The organism is Kitasatospora sp. NPDC059327 (assembly GCF_042752535.1).
Taxonomy (GTDB): Bacteria; Actinomycetota; Actinomycetes; order Streptomycetales; family Streptomycetaceae; genus Kitasatospora.
On sequence record NZ_JBHYYB010000031.1, the window covers coordinates 25,921 to 44,538 of the forward strand.

Annotated in this window: 17 protein-coding genes; 9 read left to right on the forward strand and 8 right to left on the reverse strand. The window is 75.5% G+C overall.

The window, feature by feature from the left end:
- Positions 1 to 81: 81 nt before the first annotated feature.
- Together ACFXHB_RS20355 and ACFXHB_RS20360 are read right to left on the reverse strand one after the other, a co-directional pair.
- Positions 82 to 288, reverse strand: coding sequence for a hypothetical protein (locus ACFXHB_RS20355; protein WP_380575977.1), 207 nt, complete (start codon positions 286 to 288; stop codon positions 82 to 84).
- Positions 289 to 297: 9 nt separating this feature from the next.
- Positions 298 to 3,519, reverse strand: coding sequence for a DEAD/DEAH box helicase (locus tag ACFXHB_RS20360; protein WP_380575978.1), 3,222 nt, complete (start codon positions 3,517 to 3,519; stop codon positions 298 to 300).
- Between the two features lie 217 nt (positions 3,520 to 3,736).
- Here ACFXHB_RS20360 and ACFXHB_RS20365 point away from each other — a divergent pair, with 217 nt between their 5' ends.
- The 9 genes from ACFXHB_RS20365 to ACFXHB_RS20405 all read left to right on the forward strand — a co-directional run bounded on the left by ACFXHB_RS20365 (position 3,737) and on the right by ACFXHB_RS20405 (position 13,090).
- Positions 3,737 to 5,227 (forward strand): MFS transporter, encoded by a 1,491-nt coding sequence (locus ACFXHB_RS20365; RefSeq protein WP_380575979.1) that lies wholly within the window; start codon positions 3,737 to 3,739, stop codon positions 5,225 to 5,227.
- Between the two features lie 148 nt (positions 5,228 to 5,375).
- Positions 5,376 to 6,251, forward strand: coding sequence for a hypothetical protein (locus ACFXHB_RS20370; RefSeq protein WP_380575980.1), 876 nt, complete (start codon positions 5,376 to 5,378; stop codon positions 6,249 to 6,251).
- 223 nt (positions 6,252 to 6,474) lie between these two features.
- Entirely contained in the window at positions 6,475 to 6,996 is a 522-nt protein-coding gene (locus ACFXHB_RS20375; protein WP_380575981.1) for a hypothetical protein, read from the forward strand.
- A 239-nt stretch (positions 6,997 to 7,235) separates the two neighbouring features.
- Positions 7,236 to 7,427 (forward strand): YegP family protein, encoded by a 192-nt coding sequence (locus ACFXHB_RS20380; protein WP_380575982.1) that lies wholly within the window; start codon positions 7,236 to 7,238, stop codon positions 7,425 to 7,427.
- Positions 7,428 to 7,561: 134 nt separating this feature from the next.
- Positions 7,562 to 8,887, forward strand: a complete 1,326-nt coding sequence (locus ACFXHB_RS20385) for a glycosyltransferase family 4 protein (protein WP_380575983.1) — start codon at positions 7,562 to 7,564, stop codon at positions 8,885 to 8,887.
- Complete coding sequence (locus tag ACFXHB_RS20390) at positions 8,884 to 10,077, forward strand: glycosyltransferase (protein ID WP_380575984.1); 1,194 nt, start codon at positions 8,884 to 8,886, stop codon at positions 10,075 to 10,077. The genes ACFXHB_RS20385 and ACFXHB_RS20390 overlap by 4 nt, the downstream gene beginning before the upstream one ends.
- Positions 10,074 to 11,114, forward strand: a complete 1,041-nt coding sequence (locus ACFXHB_RS20395; RefSeq protein WP_380575985.1) for an SGNH/GDSL hydrolase family protein — start codon at positions 10,074 to 10,076, stop codon at positions 11,112 to 11,114. The genes ACFXHB_RS20390 and ACFXHB_RS20395 overlap by 4 nt, the downstream gene beginning before the upstream one ends.
- 317 nt (positions 11,115 to 11,431) lie before the next feature.
- On the forward strand, positions 11,432 to 12,664 hold the full coding sequence (locus tag ACFXHB_RS20400; protein WP_380575986.1) for an NUDIX domain-containing protein: 1,233 nt from the start codon (positions 11,432 to 11,434) through the stop codon (positions 12,662 to 12,664).
- A gap of 39 nt (positions 12,665 to 12,703) precedes the next feature.
- Positions 12,704 to 13,090 carry a DUF6188 family protein gene (locus tag ACFXHB_RS20405; RefSeq protein ID WP_380575987.1) on the forward strand — a complete coding sequence of 129 codons (387 nt, stop codon included), beginning with the start codon at positions 12,704 to 12,706 and terminating at the stop codon, positions 13,088 to 13,090.
- A gap of 39 nt (positions 13,091 to 13,129) precedes the next feature.
- On the opposite strand, the gene ACFXHB_RS20410 is transcribed toward ACFXHB_RS20405, so the two are convergent.
- From ACFXHB_RS20410 to ACFXHB_RS20435, 6 genes are all read right to left on the reverse strand, one after another.
- On the reverse strand, positions 13,130 to 13,534 hold the full coding sequence (locus ACFXHB_RS20410; protein WP_380575988.1) for a VOC family protein: 405 nt from the start codon (positions 13,532 to 13,534) through the stop codon (positions 13,130 to 13,132).
- Between the two features lie 223 nt (positions 13,535 to 13,757).
- Entirely contained in the window at positions 13,758 to 14,132 is a 375-nt protein-coding gene (locus ACFXHB_RS20415) for a hypothetical protein (protein ID WP_380575989.1), read from the reverse strand.
- 192 nt (positions 14,133 to 14,324) lie between these two features.
- Positions 14,325 to 14,729 carry a roadblock/LC7 domain-containing protein gene (locus tag ACFXHB_RS20420; protein ID WP_380575990.1) on the reverse strand — a complete coding sequence of 135 codons (405 nt, stop codon included), beginning with the start codon at positions 14,727 to 14,729 and terminating at the stop codon, positions 14,325 to 14,327.
- 82 nt (positions 14,730 to 14,811) lie between these two features.
- Positions 14,812 to 16,053 carry a hypothetical protein gene (locus tag ACFXHB_RS20425; RefSeq protein ID WP_380575991.1) on the reverse strand — a complete coding sequence of 414 codons (1,242 nt, stop codon included), beginning with the start codon at positions 16,051 to 16,053 and terminating at the stop codon, positions 14,812 to 14,814.
- A gap of 130 nt (positions 16,054 to 16,183) precedes the next feature.
- Entirely contained in the window at positions 16,184 to 16,567 is a 384-nt protein-coding gene (locus ACFXHB_RS20430) for a hypothetical protein (protein ID WP_380575992.1), read from the reverse strand.
- A 706-nt stretch (positions 16,568 to 17,273) separates the two neighbouring features.
- Positions 17,274 to 18,491, reverse strand: coding sequence for a DUF2254 family protein (locus ACFXHB_RS20435; protein ID WP_380575993.1), 1,218 nt, complete (start codon positions 18,489 to 18,491; stop codon positions 17,274 to 17,276).
- Positions 18,492 to 18,618 lie beyond the last annotated feature (127 nt).

Consider the following 18,618-nt stretch of genomic DNA (forward strand, 5'->3'; position numbering starts at 1 on the left):
GGGGGGGGGGGGGGGGGGGGGGGGGGGGCGGGGGGTTTGGGGGGGCACCGGGCCGGACCGGCTCGGGAGCGGGGCCGCGGCTCAGCCGGCGTCGGTGAAGCGCCGGTAGGCGGGGGCGAGCAGCGCCTCCAGCGGGCGGCCGCGCAGGGTGATGCCGGAGGCGGCCAACTCATCGACCACCGAGGCTGGTTCACCCTCGCCCTCGGCGGACTCGACCGGCGAGGGTATCCGGCCCTGCCAGAAGAAGTCGAGACACTGCGCCAGCGGGCGGTCACCGGGTACGGGCATGACGGCGGGTCACTCTCCGATCGCGTCGGCGGACAGGGTGAGCAGCTCGCGCAGCCGCTCGGTGGACAGCTCGGCCAGCCACTGCTCGCCGCCGCCGACCACGGCGTCGGCCAGCGCGCGCTTCGCGGCGATCAGGTCCGCGATCCGCTCCTCGACGGTACCGACGCAGACCAGTCGCCGGACCTGCACGTCGCGGCGCTGGCCGATCCGGTGCGCCCGGTCGGTGGCCTGGTCCTCGACCGCGGGGTTCCACCAACGGTCCAGGTGGATCACCTGGTTGGCGGCGGAGAGGTTGAGGCCGGTGCCACCGGCCTTGAGCGAGAGCAGGAAGACCCTCGGCCCGTCCGGGGCCGCGAACCGCTCGACCAGGTCGTCCCGCCGCCCCTTGGGCACCCCGCCGTGCAGGTACAGCACCTCCTCGCCCAGGCGCCGGCTGAGGTACGGCTGGAGCATCGTGCCGAACTCGGCGTACTGGGTGAAGACCAGCGCGCGGTCCCCCTCGGCCAGCGCCTCCGCCAGCACCTCGACCAGGCGCTCGACCTTGCCGGAGCGCCCGCCCACCTCCGTCCCGTCGTGCAGGAGTTGGGCCGGATGGTTGCACACCTGCTTGAGCCGGCCGATCGCCGCCAGCACCGCGCCCTTGCGCTCCACCCCCCGCGCGCCCTGGAGGCGTTGCAGCAGATCGGCGACCACCGCCCGGTAGAGGCCGGCCTGTTCGGCGGTGAGACCGCAGTGGACGGTGAACTCCTGCTTGGCCGGCAGGTCCTGGGCGATCAGCGGGTCGTTCTTGCTCCGGCGGAGCAGGAACGGCCCGCTCACCCGCCGGAGCCGGGCCGCGACCTCGGCGTTGCCGGACTGCTCGACCGGGATCGCGAAGCGCTCCTTGAACGACTCCGCGCTGCCGAACAGGCCCGGGTTGGCGAAGTCCAGGACGGCGTGCAGGTCGGCCAGCCGGTTCTCGACGGGGGTGCCGGTGAGGGCGATCCGGGGGCCGGAACGCAGCGATCCGAGCGCCCTCGACTGCCGGGCCGCCGGGTTCTTGATGTGCTGGGCCTCATCGGCGACGATCCGCCGCCAGTGGATCCGGCGCAGCTCGGCGGTGTCCCGCTGCACCAGCCCGTAGGTGGTGATCACCAGGTCGGCGGACGGATCGGGCGCCGCACGGTCGACGCCGTGGTGGACGTGGACGCGCAGGCCGGGCGCGAACCGGGCCGCCTCCCGCTGCCAGTTGCCGACCAGCGACATCGGGCAGACCAGCAGGGTCGGCCCGACCGCGCCCCGCTCCCGCTCCAGCGCGAGCAGAGCGAGGGTCTGGACGGTCTTGCCGAGACCCATGTCGTCGGCGAGCACGGCACCCAGGCCGAGCCGGCCGAGGGCGTCCAGCCAGGCCAACCCCCGGCGCTGGTAGGGCCGGAGGGCACCGGTGAAGCCCTGGGGCAGATCCGGCAGCCGGCTCGCGTCGGCGGGCGCCCCGGCCAGCAGCTCGCCGATCGGCCCGGTGGCGTGCACGGCCGTGACGGGGAGACCGTCGACGACGGCGCCGTCGTCCACGGCCAGCCGCAGCAGCTCGACCGGCTCCATCGTGCCGCTGCCGTGATCGGCCAGGAACCTCACCGCGGCCGCGAGTTGGGCCTGGTCGACCTCGATCCAGCGGCCACGCAGCCGGACCAGTCCCTGCTGCGCCGCCGCCAGTTCGGCCAACTCCTCCTCGGTGAGGGTCAGTTCGCCGAGCGAGAGCTGCCATTGGAAGGCCAGCACGGCATCCCGGTCGATCTGCGCGGTGCGCTTGACCGCCCCGGGGGAGGTGGCCGGAGCCGCGGTGAGGGCGAGCCCGATCCGGGGGCGCCGCTGCCACCAGGCCGGGAGCAGCACACCGAAACCGGCCCTGGTGAGGGCGGGCGCCGCCGTACGAAGGAAGTCCAGGGCGCCGGCGCGGTCGAGGTCGACCCCGGTGGGGCGGGGGGTCAGCAGCGCGGTGCGCAGCGGTGGGTGGATCCGGGCGGCCCGGTCGAGCTCGGCCAGGTAGGCCCCGGCCGGATCGGGAACGGTCCGGGCCAGGGCGGCGAACGCCTCGTCCTCGGCCCACAGCGCGGCGGCGGGGACGACCAGGGACGGCCGGTCGACGGCCTGGACCAGGAGGTCGAGCCGCCAGGAGTCGGCGACGGCGCCGCCGTCCGGGTCGTCCGGGTCCGGGCCGAGCGGTTCGCCGAGGCGCAGGTTCAGCCTGACCGGGCTGCCGGCCGGGCGGGCGGCGTACCAGGCGGTGAGCCGCTCGGGCAGGTCGGCGGGCGGGGCCTCGCGGAGCCGGCCGTCGGCGCCGTGCAGCGCGGCGAGCCAGGGTTCGGTGGGCGGTTCGAGGCCCGCGAGGGCGACCCGGGCCTCACGGTCGACCAGGGTGTCGAGCAGCTCTTCGGCCAGGTCGATCGCGGCCCGCCCGACGGGGGGCGGCTCGTCGGCGCCGGGCGCGGGCGCGGGCGTGCCCGGCGCGTGGGATCCGGACGCGTGGGATCCGGGCGCTCGCGTTCCATGCGTGTAGGTCACCGGCGCCCGCGTGCCCGGCGCGCGGTGTTCGGCGCGGCAGACCGGCGGGCAGCCGGCGGCCAGGGCCGCGAGCTCCCGGCGGGCCGCGGCGTCGGGGGCGGGCCGCCACCGCGCGTACCACTCCCCCGGCCGCTCCTGGGCCAGCGCGGGCAGCAGCCGCCCCCGCCCGACCAGCCGCCAGGCGAGGTCGTGCACGGCGGACAGCCAGCGCAGCGAGGCGCCGTACGCGATCTCGACGGGCTCGCCACCGGCGAGCTCGACGGTCGCGCCCGGCCAGTGCGGATCGTGCAGCGCGCCGAGCAGCTGGGCCGCCTCGGCGGCGTCGAACAGCAGGGTCGGCACCCGCCAGGGGCTCAGCGCGACCCCGCGCGGCGCGGCGCCCACCGGCAGATCGGGCGAGGGGACCGGGCGGCCGCCGAGGGCGGGCAGCCACAGACCGGTCCAGCGCTCCACGCCCTGCCCGGCGAGCCAGTCCAGCCCCGGGCCGATCGCCCCGAGCAACCGGGCGACCTCGCCCGCGGCGCAGGCGTACGGATGGGCGCCCGCCCGAGCGCCGTCCGCCCGCCCCGGACCGGCCCCGTCCGCCCCGCCGCGGGGGGCCGCGGCACGTCCGGTCCGGTACACCGCGGCGTCCTCCGCCCAGAGGGCGAGGCGGCCGTCGGCTCGCCAGAGCGCGTGCAGGGCGTACATCGGCCAGGGCCTTCCGGGGCGGCGGGACAGCGGGCCTCCCAGCCTAGCTTCGGGGTCGGACAGCCCGGCCGGACCGGCCCGGCCGGGCGGGGAACAGGCGCGCGCCGGGCGGCTGGACCAGCACCGGCCGAGAGGTATGTCGATATCAAGTATCTTGACGTCGAGATTTATGTCGGGCAGGCTGCTCCCCGAACACCGGAGCGGCGAGGGGCGGACCATGGCACACCACGGGGGCGGGCTACCGGCGCAACTGCGCCGGCCGCCGGGCGGGCGGGACGGGCGGATCATGCTGCTCGCCCAGTTCCTGGACCGGGCCGGGACAGGGGTGTGGGCGGCGTCCTCGGTGCTGTACTTCACCTTCGTGACACGGCTGGACGCCCAACAGGTGGGCCTGCTGCTGGGCTCGGCCGCCGTGGCGGGCATCGCCGGCTCCCCGCTCGCCGGACAGCTGGCCGAACGGTTCCCCGTCCGGGGGCTGCTGATCGGGTGCCACCTGCTGCGACTCGGCACGATGGGCCTGCTCCTGCTGTGCGACGGCTTCGTACCGCTGCTCGCCGTGATGGCGCTGACCTGTCTGGCCGAGCGGGCGGCCAAGACACTGGAGATGCTGTTCGCCACCCGGGCCACGGGCGGGCGGCGGTCCACCTACCAGGCACTCACCCGCACCGCCGCCAACGCCGGGTACGCACTGGGCGCGGGTGTCGCGGCGATCGGCCTGGCCGTGGGCACCGAGGACTCCTACCGGGCCCTGGTACTGGGCAACGCGCTGTCGTTCGCGGTCACCGCCGCCCTGGTGTGGCGCACCCGGGAGCCGCACGGCGGCGGACGGGTGGCGGCGCGGGCCGGCGAACCGGGCGAGGCGGCACACCGGCGCGCCCCCGGCCCGTGGCGGGACCGCGGGTATCTGCGCTTCGTCCTGCTCGACATCCCGATGAGCCTGGACGATTCGGTGCTCAACGTCGGGCTGCCGCTCTGGCTGGTGAACCACACCTCGGCTCCGCACGCCTTCGTGCCCGCCTTCCTGGTGATCAACACCGTGCTGGTGGTGGTGCTCCAACTACGTGTCTCCGCCCGTGCCGAGGGTCCGCACCGCGCGGCGGCCGCCGTGACCCTCCACGGAGCGGCGATGGCGGCGGGCTGTGTCGTGGTGGCGGTCGGCACCGGCGGCGGGACCTGGGCGGCCGCCGCGGCACTGCTGGTCGCGGCGATGCTGGTCACCGCCGCCGAGTTGATGCGGTCGGTGAGCTCCTGGGAGCTCGCGGTCTCGCTGGCGCCCGAGCGGGCCCGGGCCTCCTACCTGGGCGTGGCCGGCATGGCGCAGTCCGTCCAGAAGTCCGCCGGACCGCTGCTGCTGACCGGCGTGGTGATGGCCGCCGGACCGGCGGGCTGGCTGACGCTCGGAGCCGCCGTCGCGGGGCTCTCCGTCGTACAACGCCGCTCCTGCGAACGGCGCTTGGCGGCCCTGGCCGCGTCGGCGGAGCCGGCTGCCGACGGGGGCGGGTGCCGACCGACCGACGGGGGCGGGGGTCGGCGTGGCACCGGACGCGGCGGTCCGCCGGCCGGCCGGCGTGACGGACGGCCCGAGGCGGTAGGCGGGCCCGGGCGGTGGGCGGGCCGCACCGACTGGACGCCGTCGGCGGCGACCGGCCATGATCCGAGCGGGACGGGGCACTGGGTGAACGGGGCGTCATGCGCGCGATCCGACTGATGAGCGCGGGCAGGCACGGCGAACGCGCGACCGGCACCTGCCGGGGACGGCACGGAACCACCGTCTGGCGTCGTGGCGACTCATCGGCTACTGCTCCGTCGGGTACCTCGAAGTCCCACCGGTCGAGCCGGGCGCCGACCGGCCTGCGGTGCGCCGCGCGGTCGACCTGGCCGGACTGCCGGAGAGCGCGGGCAGTCGCAGCAGTTGCTCGCTCCAGCTGCACGCCTTCCTGTCCGCGATGGCCGTCGGCGATGTCGTCCTCACCCGCGACGAGCACCACGTCCACGTCGGCGTCGTCACCGGCCCCGCGGTCAACGTCCGACCGACAGGGGCGGATCCGTACTGGCGGCGGCGACCGGTGGACTGGGTGGGCGTCCTGCCCCGGGCCGAGTTCGACGCGGAGACGGCGCTGCGCTCCACGGTGATGCGGGTCTCCAAGCACCGGGCCGTACTGGCCGCCGCCGTCGCGCCGTTGCTCGAACGCGCCGGACTCCCGGGGCCGCCGGCCGCCGCGCCGCTCGCCGATGGCCCCCCGGCCGAAGAGCCGCCGACCGATGCGCCGCATGCCGTGCCGTACCGGACGGCGGACGAGGCCGTGACGCCCGCGCGGGCCGAGCCGAGCGCGGCCGACCCGGCGGCCGTCGCGCGGGCGAACCAGGTCCACGCCGCGCTGCAGAACGCGCTCAGGGACGAGGCCGAACGGCATGTTCTGACCGTCTGGTCGCCGCGCCCGGACCGGCCGGACCTCCAGTACGACCTGGCCTGGCGCGACGCCGGCCTGGTGTCGGTCTGCGAGGTGAAGTCGCTCGGCGGGGGCAGCCACGCGGAGCGGATGCGGGCGGCCGTCGGCCAGGTGCTCGACTACGCGCAACGGCTCCGGGCGTACGAGGCCCAGGTGCGTCCCGTGGTGTGGGTCGAACGGAAGCCGCGCGAGGCCGACCACTGGAAGCGCGTCTGCGCGGGCGCCGGCGTGGTCCTGGCCTGGCCCGGCAAGGAGCACCGGGTGTTCGGGGCACGGCGCTGACCGGCTGACGGGCCCCACCCGGCCGGGCGGCGCACGGTTCAAGCCCCCGGCGACGGGAACGCTGTCGCCGGGGGTGGTCGGGATGGCGACAGCGGGGGGCGTCGGCCCCGGACCGGGCAACGCACCGGGCGGCGGCGCAGCGGGCGGCGCGGGCGGCAGAACCGGCGGCCCACCACCCGGCGGCCCACCCGGTGCCCCGCGCCGACGGTCCCTGCGCACCTGGTTGGGCCCCTGGGCCGCCGTCCTCGGCGGAGTCGGCACCCTGCTCGCGGGTGTCGCCGCCGTCCTCACCTGGTGGCAGTTGGCGGGAACATCCCCGGGTCCGGGCTCCCCCGGTGGGCAGTCCGCCGCCCCGACGGCGACCTCCCTCCCCGCACCGGCAGCGGTCACGTCGGCACCGGTCGCGACGGCACCGGTCACCGCGACGCCCTCGGCGGCGGCCTGGACCGGCACCTGGCAAGGAACCGTCACGCAGGGCCGCCAGAAGTACGTCGTCGTCGTACGGATCCGCGACGCACAGCTCGGCGAGGAGTTCGCGGACGCGGACTACTCGCCGCTCGGCTGCTCGACGGTCTGGTTGCTGACCGAGCGCCTCCCCAAACGGCTGACCGGCCACGAGAGGGTCACCCGCAACACCACCACGACGTGCGTGAGCGGCGACTTCACCCTGGAGCTGCGCACCGACGGCACGGTCCTGTTCGATTGGGAGTCGTCACGGGCCACCGCCGTCCTGACCCGCCAGTAGCGGGACGGGACGGGTGCCCACGGCCTACTGACCGGCCCAGCCCAGGACCTCGATGCGTATGCCCGGGTTGTCCACCCGGCCCGGCCCCTCGGCGCCGCCACGGGTAGCCGCCGATCGCCGGCCCGCGCGACGGTGGCCCGTTCGGCGGATACCCGAATGCCTCATCTGACAAGCATCACAGGGCTTTTGGGCCTACGTTGCCGTTCGAGGGGGCTACCGGAGCGAAAGGTGAGGACCCAATGGCAGGACGATTCGAGCTGTACACCGATGAGAGCGGCATGCACCGGTTCCGGCTCAAGGCGAGCAACGGCACCGTCGTGGTGACGGGTGACCCGCAGGAGACCCGGGACGACTGCGTCAAGAGCATCGAGTCGCTCCGCAAGCTCGCGCCCTACGCGGAGCTCAAGGAGACCGCCGCCGGTCCGGCCTGACAGCTCGGGCGCACCACGCCGCGAGCGGGGTGCGGGCAGGAACGCGGGTCGGCGGCACAAATCGCCGACCCGCGTTCGTTTGTTCGACAGATCCCTTTGGCCGCCTGCACGCCGGGTGCGGACAGAACTCTGGCATGCGCGTCGTCATCGTCACCGAATCCTTTCCGCCCGAGGTCAACGGAGTCGCCCACAGCGTGCTGCGGACGGCCGAACATCTGGTCCGCCGGGGCCACCAGCCGCTCATCGTCACCCCGGCACCCGCACGGGGGGCCGACTCCCCGCCGCAGGTCTTCGGAGGCGGCCCGGGGGCAGCCGAACTGCCCGTGGTCCGCATCCCGTCCGTCCCGCTGCCGGGCTACCCGCAGGTCCGGATCGCGCTGCCCAGCCGGCACCTGTCCGCCGCGATCGCCGGGCACCGGCCCGACCTCGTCCACCTGGCCAGCCCGTTCGTGCTCGGCGCACGCGGTATGCAGGTCGCCGCCCGGCTCGGCGTCCCCGCCGTGGCCGTCTACCAGACCGACCTCGCCGGGTACGCGCACGCCTACCGGGCGGGCCGCGGCCTGGGCGAGGCCGCGGCCTGGCGCCGGATCCGGTCCGTCCACGGCGCCGCCGCCCGCACCCTCGCGCCGTCCACCCCCGCGGCGCAGGACCTCACCGCCCACGGTGTGCCCCGGGTGCGGCTCTGGCCGCGCGGGGTGGACTCGGCGCGCTTCCACCCGCGCCACCGCGACGAGGCGCTGCACCGGGCACTCGCCCCCGGCGGGGAGGTGCTGGTCGGGTACGTCGGGCGGCTGGCGCCCGAGAAGCGGGTCGACCTGCTGGCCGCGACCTCGGCCCTGCCCGGGGTACGGGTGGTGGTGATCGGCGACGGGCCGTCCGCGCCCGGTCTCAAGGCCGCGATGCCCGGCGCGGTCTTCCTCGGCCGCCGGACCGGGGACGAGCTGGCGCGCTGTTTCGCCACCCTGGACCTGTTCGTGCACACCGGCCCGCTGGAGACGTTCTGCCAGACCATCCAGGAGGCGATGGCCAGCGGGGTCCCGGTGATCGGCCCGGCCGCCGGCGGGCCACTGGACCTGGTCGCCCACCACCGGACCGGCCTGCTGGTGCCTCCGCGGGACGGCGCGGCGGTGGCCCGGGCGGTCACGGCGCTGGCCGGCGACGCCGAGCTGCGGGCCGCCTACGGGCGCGCCGGGCGGGCCGACGTGACGGCCCGCACCTGGGAGGCGGTCGGGGACCTGCTGTTGCGGCACTACGCGGAGGTACTGGCGGAGCACCGGGGAGCCGGGCCGACGAAGCCGGCCGGAGTCTCGGACACGGTAGAGGTGGCGGGCACGGCCGGTGCGGCCGAGGCGACCGACGTGGCGCCCCCCGCCGACGTGACCGGCGTGCACGGGGCCCCGGCGGCCGGATCCGCGCGGCCGGCCGCGCCCACTCCGGTGGTGGAGGAGCTGCCGGCATGACCGCATACGAGAGCTCGCTCCGGATCGTCCGGGTGGCGAACTTCGTCACCCCGGTCTCGGGCGGACTGCGGACGGCCCTGCGCCACCTCGGCGCGGGCTACCGGGCGGCCGGGCACACGCCGGTGCTCGTCGTACCCGGCGAGCGGCGCACGGAGGAGGAGACCGAGCAGGGGCTGGTCGTCACCCTGCCCGGGCCGGTGCTGCCCGGCAGCGGCGGCTACCGGGTGCTCACCGACCGCCGGGCGGTCGCCCACGAGCTGACCCGACTGGCGCCCGACCGGCTGGAGGTCTCCGACCGCACCTCGCTGCGCTGGACCGGCGGCTGGGCACGGCGCCACGGGCTCCGGTCGGTGATGGTCTCGCACGAGAGCGCCACCGGACTGCTCCGCACCTGGGGCCTGCCCGGCCCGCTCGCCGGCGCGGCCGCCGACCGGCTCAACGGGCGCACCGCCCGGGCCTTCGACACGGTGGTCTGCACCACGGACTGGGCGGCGGCCGAGTTCCGCCGGCTGGGCGTCCGGAACCTCGTACAGGCACCCCTGGGCGTGGAGCTGACCGCCATGCGCCCCCTGACGGCCGTCGAGCGGGCGGACGAGCGGGCGCGGTACGCGGACCCGGGGCAGGTCCTGCTGGTGCTCTGCTCCCGGCTCTCGACCGAGAAGCACCCCGAGCGGGCCGTCGAGGCCCTCGCCGACCTCTGCGGGGGTCGGCTGCCGGCCGTCCTGGTGGTGGCCGGCACCGGGCCGCTCCGGGCGCGGCTGGCGGCCCGGGCCGGGCGGCTCCGGCTGCCCGTGCACTTCCTCGGACACGTGGCCGGACGGGGCGCGCTGGCCCGGTTGCTCGGCTGCGCGGACGTGGTGCTGGCCCCCGGTCCGGTGGAGACCTTCGGCCTGGCCGCGCTGGAGGCCCTCGCCTGCGGCACTCCCGTGGCGGTCAGCCGTTCGTCGGCCCTCCCCGGTCTGGTGGGCCCGGCCGGCGTGGCCGCCGAGGACACCGGCGCGGGTTTCGCGGAGGCGGTGCGCGATCTGCTCGCACGCCCCGAGCAGGAGCGCCGCACCGCCGCACGCGCCCGTGCCGAACGGTACGGCTGGCCTGCCGCCGTGGCGGCCTTCCTCGCCGCGCACCAGGCGGCGTCCACGGCGCCGGACCGGGCGGCCTCCCCCGTCGACGAGGTGGAGGAGGCGCGATGAGCACGGTGGTGATGGCGGACGAGGGCGGCGGAACGGTCCCGGACGGCTCGCTCCCGGGAGCGACGGCATCGGGGGCGACGGCCTCGGGGGCGGTTCTCCTCGGAGCGGTGCTCCCCCGGCCGGTCCCTCCCGGAGCGCAGGTCACGGAGCCGGCGGCACTCCCGGGCGGCGCGCGCGGGCAGCGTGAGTCGGCGGCTCGGAGCGCCGTCCGACCGGTGCGGTTCGTGGCGCTCGGCGATTCCCTCACGGAAGGCGTCGGCGACCCGGTGCCGGGCGGCTGGCGGGGCTGGGCCGCGCTGCTCGCCGGATCGCTGGCACCGCCGGAGGTCGGCGTCGAGTTCACCAACCTCGCGCGGAGCGGCGCGCTCAGCACCGATCTGACGACGGAGCAGCTGCCCGTCGCAGTGCGGCTGCGCCCCCGAGTGGCCGCCGTGGTGGTCGGGGGCAACGACACCTTGCGGTCGGGCTTCGACATCGGTCGCACCGCCCGCGAGCTGGACGCCACGCTCCGCGAACTCTCCCTCGGCGGTGCCCTGGTGCTCACCGCCTGCCTGCCCGACCCGGGCACGCTGCTGCGCCTGCCGCAGCCACTGGCCCGGCCGCTGGCCCGCCGGATGCGCGCACTGAACACCGTGGTGCACGCGCTCTCCGCACGTCATCGCGCCGTCCACCTGCATGTCGCCGAGTTGCCCTGGACGGGGCACCGCCGGCTGCTGAGCGTGGACCGGCTCCACCCCAGCGCCGAGGGGCACCGGCTGATCGCCTGCGGCTTCCACGACCTGCTGGCCGCCGCCGGCCGACCGCTCGGTCCGGCCCCCGCCGCCGACCGCGTCGACCCTTCGCCCGGTGCGGTCGCCGACCTGTGGTGGATGGCCACCCGCGGCACCAGCTGGGTCGCCGAGCGCAGCACGGACCTGCTCCCCGGCCTGCTCGGCCTGGTCGCCGTCGAGAGCTGGGCCCGGCTTCGCGGCGCCACCGACCGCCAGGACGAGCGGATGGACCTCGCGACGGCCTCGGCGATCGGCGCGCTCGGGTGAGCGGGCGCGACTCGCTCCGGCGGGCGGGCGCCGCTCGCTCCGGCAGCCCGGGCGTCGGGCGGGTGCCCGGGGCGGTCCGCGCGGCGGAGCGGTCGCGGCGGTCACCGGCCTGCGGGACCCTGGCGTGATCCGGGCGGTCGGCGTGGTGCGGCCGGCGCCGCGGGCACCGTACGCCGCCCGAACACCACCACCTCAACCGCTCGAACGAGCCTGATCCCGGTTCGCCCCCGCCGGTGGCGGGGAACCGTTGAAGCGGGCGGGGGCGTGCTGCCCGGCAAGGAGTCGGTACTCCCGGACGGGTGAGAGGGGTTGGATCGGTGACGACACCGTCGACGGACGGTCAGGACAGCCGGAACGGGCCGGACGGATCGGACGAGCAGGGCGGATCGGACGAGCAGGGCGGGCAGGGCGGGCAGGGCGGGCAGGGCGGATCGGACGGGCCGGACGGCCGGGGCAGCGGCTCCGGACGTGAGCTGCTGGCCGCCGCCGGAGTGCTCTTCCCCTCCGAGGACGGCCGGGTGCTGGTGGTCCGGCTGCCGTACAACCGGACGCATCCGGTGGGCGTGCCCGGCGGTGGCTGGGAGGCGGAGGACCTGTCACCGCGCCGAACGGCCACCCGGGAGATCGCCGAGGAACTCGGCTTCACCCCCGTACTCGGCCCACTGGCGTGCGTCGACTGGACGCCGGACCGGTTCCGCCCACCGATCGCCGCCCTCCTCTACTGGGCCGAGCCGCTCACCCCCGAGCAGTCGGCCGCGTTCACGCCGGACACCGACGAGGTCGGCGGGTGGACCTGGCTGACACCGGAGCAGGCCTCGCACGCACTGCCGCCTCGCCTCTCCCGGCGGGTCACCGCCTGTCTGCTGGCGCCGCGTTCGGCCGGCCCGCTGGAGCTGGAGGACAGCCGGCCCGTCGGACACACCAGGGACCACCTGACGGTCGAACCACCGCCCGCGTACACCCGGTTGGCGGGTCTGACGCTCAGCGGCGACACCACCGGGAGCGCCGCCGGACCGGCCGCGCCCCCACTGGACCGGGCCACCTACATCGCCACCCGTCCGCGGATCCGGGCCAAGGCCCGGGCGGTGTTCACCGACGCGGCCGGTCGCGTCCTGCTGGTGCGTCTGCGACCGTGGCCGGGCCCCGAAGGCGAGGAGCCGTACTGGACCCTGCCCGGTGGCGGGATCGAGGCCGACCGGGAGCTGCCCCGGGCGGCGGCCCGGCGGGAGATCCGCGAGGAACTGGGGTGGGAGTACGAGCCGGGCCGGTTGCTGGCCCTCGACTGGCTGCCCGGTCGGCGCGCCGACCCGCGGAGCGGCCGGGACACCGCCGTCCTGGTCTACCTGTTCGACGGCGGCACCGTGCCGGACGAGCGCCTCGCCGCGATCACGCTGCCCGAGGAGGAACTGGTCGAATGGCGGCTCTGCGACCCGGCCGAGGCCCGCGCGCTGCTGTCCGACACCTCCTGGGCCCGGACGGCCGCCGCCCTCGCCGCGCGGAACCGGCCCGGCGGGCCGGCCGAGCTGGTCGAGGGGCGGCCGGTGTACTGACCGACGGCCCGACCGCGGACGCTGGTCCACACTGGTCCCATGGAGAACGGGATCGCGGGTGTCCTGGCCGGGCGTCGGGTGGAGTCGGTCAGCGGCGGCGGACGGCTCGACCTCACGCTGGAGGGATCGCTGACCGTCCGGGTCGTGCACGAGTTCCGCTTGGCCGCGCCGTCCGAAGTGGACCACTTCTACCCCACGCTGACCTTCCGGCCGACCGGCCCGCTGCTCGCGCTGGTCGGCCGGACGGTCGGCGGCGCCCGGGTGACCCCGGCCGGCGGGCTGGAACTGACCTTCGAGGACGGCACCGCCCTGTCCGTCCCGCCGCACGCCCTGGTCGCGCCGTGGAGTGTGTTCACTCCCGAGGGCGCCGTCTGCTCGGGCCTCGCGGGCGGCGAGGTGACCTGGGCCGACGGCCCGGCCCGCTGAGCCGGATCGTGACGGGGCCACCGCCCGTCAACGGCCTGCTCAGTCCGGGAGGGCCGCCGGGTCCATCCAGAACGCCTCCCACAGGTGGCCGTCGAGGTCGGCGAAGCTGCGTCCGTAGAGGAAGCCCTCGTCGGTGGCCCCGCGCGGCTCGGTGGCGCCCGCCGCCACCGCCTTCGCCACCAGCTCGTCGACCTCCGCCCGGCTGTCGAGGCCGAGCGCCAGGATCGCCTGGGCGCTGGTGGCGGTGTCCGGGATCTCCATCTCGGTGAAGGCCTTGAAGGACGACTCGGTCAGCAGCATCGCGAAGATCGAGTCACTGATCACCAGACAGCCGGCGTTGTCGTCGGTGAACCGGGAGTTGACGGTGTAGCCCAGCCGGGAGAAGAACGCGATCGACTTGGCGAGGTCCTTCACCGGCAGGTTGACGAAGATCTTGGTGGACACGGAGAACCCTTCCGGAGCGGTCGGCTGAACGGCTGTCAGCCTCGCAGACCGCATGGACGGTCGGGCCGGACCCCGCGCCGCGCGACGCGGGGTCCGTGCCCTGGACGGGTCAACCGGCCGGCGCCCAGGGGGTTCGGTGCCCCGGGATTCCGGGCACCGGGATTTCGGCACCCAGGGGGTTCGGTGCCCCAGGAGTCCGGCGAGACCGAGCCCTCGGGCCGGGTCAGACCTCCATCTCGGCCTCGATCTTCGTCAGCTGGTGCCGGGCCATCGCGAGGTTGGCCCGGCCCTTGTCCAGCGCGAGGTAGAGGAAGAGGCCCTTGCCGCTGCGCGCGGTGAGCGGGCGGATCAGGTGGTACTGGCTGCTGAGCGTGATGAGCATGTCCTCGATGCCGTCCTGCAGGCCCAGCATGTCCATCGTGCGCATCTTGGCCCGGACCACGTCGGTGTTCCCGGCGGCGGCCACATTGAGGTCCAGCCCGCCGGGGCCGTCGACGGTGGCGAGCGCCATCCCGCTGTTGTAGTCCACCAGGGCGGCGCCGATGGCGCCTTCGATCACGGTCATGGCCTGCTTGAGCGCGCCTGCTGCGTCCGTCATATCGGTTTCTCCAGTTCATTCGGAAGATCGGGGATCGTTCGCATGGTCAGAGGTCGGAGGTCATAAGTCGACAGGTCGATCGGTCGGCCCGTCGGGGGGTCGGCCCGTGGCCGGGGCGATCCGTCGACAGATCGGCCCGTGGCCGGAACGGCCGTGCGGAGGGTCCTCGGAGGGCCCGTCGGGCGGCGGGGGTCAGCCCACCTCCCTGGACTCCCGGGGCTCCTTCGGCGCGAGGGTGTCGGTGAGGAGGTCGGCGATGCGTCGGGCGGAGCGCCGGGCTTCCAGGTGCAGTCGGCCGACGTTCACGTCCGGGTGCGCCAGGAGGGTCAGCACGCAGCTTCCGCCGGCCGCGTAGGTGGCGACGCAGCCGTGCTCACCGCGGACCAGCGACTCCCGGAAGTCGCCCTGCCCGGTGGTGTCGGCGAGCCGCTGGGCCAGACCGAGGGAGGCCGCCGTCATCGCCGCCAAGCCCGAGGGCTCGGTCCCGTGGGTGTCGTGGGCGACCAGCAGGCCGTCCACGCTGGCCACCAGCCCACCCGCGAGATGCGGCACCCGGTGCTTGAGGGCGCGGAGTTCGGCCAGCAGGTCGGTCTCCAAGGCGATCAGTTGTCTCCTTCCGACACGCTGCTTGAGCGCCCGCCTCATGGCCGTGAGAACGGAGTCGCGGGTGGAGAGTGATTCAAAGTCGGGCCTCCAGAAGGGTTCGGACCCGGGTCAGCAGCGCGATGTCCGGGTCTGGAACGGTCAGCGGGTGGGCCGCTGCCGCAGTCGGTGGGTGGGCCGGGGTCGGTGGGTGGGCGGAGCGGACGGCACTCGCCGGGACGAGCCCAGCCAACGCGGCACCCGGGACGCGACGGTGCAGACCGCTGCCGGTCCGACCGATCGGGACGACGTCGCTCCCGGAGCGCGCGGCCGGTACGGACCCGGTCGGCACTCTCGCGGCCGGCGCCTGCCCGCCCGACACGTGGCCGGCCGGTGCCGGTGCACCGGTGCCGCGGTCGGACCCGGCGGGCGCCTGCGCGGCATGCCGCGGCACGGCGCGTCCCGGGGTGGCGAGCAACCCGGCCGCGGCGAGCCGGCGGACGTCCGCCGTGGTCGCGAAGGCCGAGCGCCCGAGCAGCCGGGCCAGCTCCGCCGGAGTTCTTCGGCCGTCCGCGTGGTCGAGCAACTCCCGCTGATGTCGGCTGGGTTGACGACGGCGGGCGGTCCGCAGGACCCCGCATGCCCGGGCCTCGCGAGCGTCGGCGCCTTCCGCGCCCCCGATGCCCCCGACGGCCCTGGCGGCCACCGGACGCACCGGGGCGGTGTCGAGCTCCGGCCACGGCCAGATCCGCTCCAGCAACCGCCGGCGGCGGTCGATCTCCCGACAGAGCCGGAAGGCACTCACCGCCGTCACCGGACCGAGCCAGTGCCGCACGCCGGGTTCGAATGCCCAGCACCCCACACTCGAAGGCCCGACGGCCCCGGCCGCCCCGACGCCGCCCCCGACCGCTCCGGACGCCTCCAGGACTCCGGACGCCCAAGCGGCCGCGGTCCAGGCCGCGGCACCCGCGCCGTCGAGGACGAAGAACGCCGCGTCGAACAGCGCACCAAGGTGGCAGATCTCCAACTCTCCCCGGGTGATGCGGCCTTGCTCCACCAGGGCGCCACCGACCCGGCAGTGCGGACCGAAGGTCCGGACGGCGTCCTGCCAGACCTCCGGGGCGATCCGACCGCAGCCGGTCAGCAGTGCCGCCAGGTCGGGACTGCGATCGGACTCGGCGTGCGCCACCAGGCCGTCGGCGAAGTAGACCGCCCCCGCCGGGCCGCGCAGGATGCCGGTCACCCGCTCCTCGGCCAGCCTGGCGACCGCCTCGCCCGGGGTCCGCCCGAGCCGGGCCGGCAGCAGGACACCCGCCGGAGACGGGGCGAGGCCGCTCATGCCGGCCGCCGGAGGGTGACGGGCTCCCGCCCGGCTGGCCGAAACACGACGGCCGGCGCCGAACGGACCTCGGGCCCGACCGCCGCACTCTGCCCTGTCGCGGGGACCACCGGGCCGGCGCCTTCGTTCGTCATCCGAGCACCAGTTCCTCGGCGAGGCCCTGGAGGCGGTAGCGCGCCGCGGCGAGGTTGCCCTCGGCCCGGTCGAGCCACAGATGCAGGACGAGCCGGCTGTCAAAGACGGTGTCAATGAAGCACAACAGGTGGTAACTGCGCCCCGCAGTGACGATGATGTCCTGCAACGGCGATTGCCGGTCCTCCGCCCCGGCGAAGGTCTGGCTCTCAACAGCCGCTCGCACCAAGTCGGTTGCATCGGCGGCCGAGGTGTCGTGGTCGCCACTGGGACTGGTCCCGACGCTGCCGAGGGCCAGCCCGCTGCTCCAGTCGATCAGACTGGCAGCCCGGGCGCCGGCGATCGCCATCACCCCGGAGAGGCATTCGTCGATACCCGGCACTCGGGCTCCTTCGCAGGGTTCGGGACGGCCGGGCACCCTCGGGTGACACCGGTCGGTCCACCACGACCAGTGGCGGCTTCGACACGGAAGGCTACTGCCGGATTCCGTATGACGAACATTCCAATGGCATATTCACACTGCAGACAGCTACTTCCAGCCATCCTGTGATGCATCGTCAGATCATGGGAGGCGGCGAAGCCGCTGGCCGGGCGCCGGACCTCCGGACCGCCCGGCAGCCGACCTGGAACGGGACCTTGGCCGGTTGTCGGCCACGAGGAAGGGTTTCGGACACGGTTTGCGATAGGGCTGTTCGACGACAGGGACGGAAACGGCCGCACCGCCGGGCCGGACGAGCCACGACCGGCCCGCAGCAGCACCGGCGTCGGCGCCCCGGCGAACCGCCGCGCCGACGCCCCGCACCGAGTGGACCGAGCGAGCGGGCCACGGACGAGCGGGCCACGGACAAGCGGACGGGCGGGCCAACCGAGCGGGCAAACGAACAAGGCGGCCGCCCCGGATAGGGAGCGGCCGCCTTGGAGGGAGCGCCAGGCCCGGGTCGAACGGACTCTTCCTACTGAAAGTAGGACGTGCTCCAGTAGCACCTCTGACGCCTGACCGAGAGATCATTTCCTCTCGACGGACAGAACAGTAGCAGGACATCACGCCTGGTCAGAAATCGAGCGGGCGGACATCGGGACCCCGGCGGTCACGGCCCGGCACGCTGCTGCCGCAGGCGGGCGAACCGGGCGGCCTCCTCCTCGTCGAGCCAACCGAGGCGGAGCACGATCGGTCCGCGATGGTCGGCGTGGGCCGGCGCCAGGAGGTGCCGGAGCAGGGCGCGCATCCGGTCGAGCGCCATCGGGGACGCCAAGGAGGCGACCACGAGATCGTCGACGGTGGACCGCAGCACCTCCTCCCAGCCGGGCAGCCGGACCACCACCCGCACCGCCCCCCGGCCGTCACGGACACGGACAGCGGCGACCGCCGTCGCGGCGGGCCGCCTCAGGAGGTCCTCCAGGTCGTCCAGGACCTGGACAGCCGTGGCCGGATCGTTGACCGCCGGGGAGAGCGCCCGCAACGCGATGTCGGCGAGCAGCCGGAGCGCCAGGGTCGGATCCTGTTCCAAGGTCCGCTCCTTGCCCGTGACCAGGGCGCCGAGGACGGCGCCGGCCGGCATCTCCCCACCGCGCACCTCGGCGACGACGGCCCCGCGCCGCAGGGTGGCGCCCGGGGCGTGCGGCAGGACGACGACCGCGTCGGCGGCGCCGGCGACTCTGAGCAGCCGGTCGATGTCGATCTGCTGGAGCACCGTCGGCGGGTGCGGCCAGAGCACCGTCGAACCCGGCCCGGACCGGGCCTCCGCCGCGGCACCGGCGCCTTCCCGGCCGCCCGTCGCCGCAGTGGCGGCGGGGTAGAGCAGGTCGAGGATGGCGTGCCCGCGCTCGGCGATCGAGGCGATCACCTCGGCCAGCTGGATCGCGGTGAAGGCCCGGAGCTGCAGACTGCGCAGCAGGACGGCCAGTGTGAGCAGCAGGAGGAGTTCACAGGCGAGCACAGCCACCGAGACCTCCGTGCGGTCTCCGGTGGCGACGACGGCGGTGAGGGAGAAGACGACCAGCCCGATGGTGAGGGCGAAGGTCCGCCAGACGATCGGGGCGTCGCGGAAGAGCGTCAGGCGTGGCGTGAAGGTCGTGGCGGCCCACTGCACGACGAGGAAGAGCAGCGAGAAGATCAGCGCGATCGCGCCCAGCAGCCCCAGCCCCAGAGCGAGCACCAGCTCGGTGACGGGGCCGGCCGGCACCATCGGCCCGCCGGTGATCCTCGGCAGCACGATCCCCAGCGCCAGGCCCGCCAGGAGGCCCAGCAGTTGGCTGCCCCCCGCGCGCACCCGGCGCCGGCGGCGCAGCGCCGACCGCGTTCTCACCTCGACCCACCGGCCACGGCCCACCCTGCGGGCACCGGAGCGACGAGCCGCCGGGACCGGCGGGACGGACAGCACGGGCGGGGCGGACAGGACCGGCGGGACGGACAGAACCGGCGGGACGGACAGA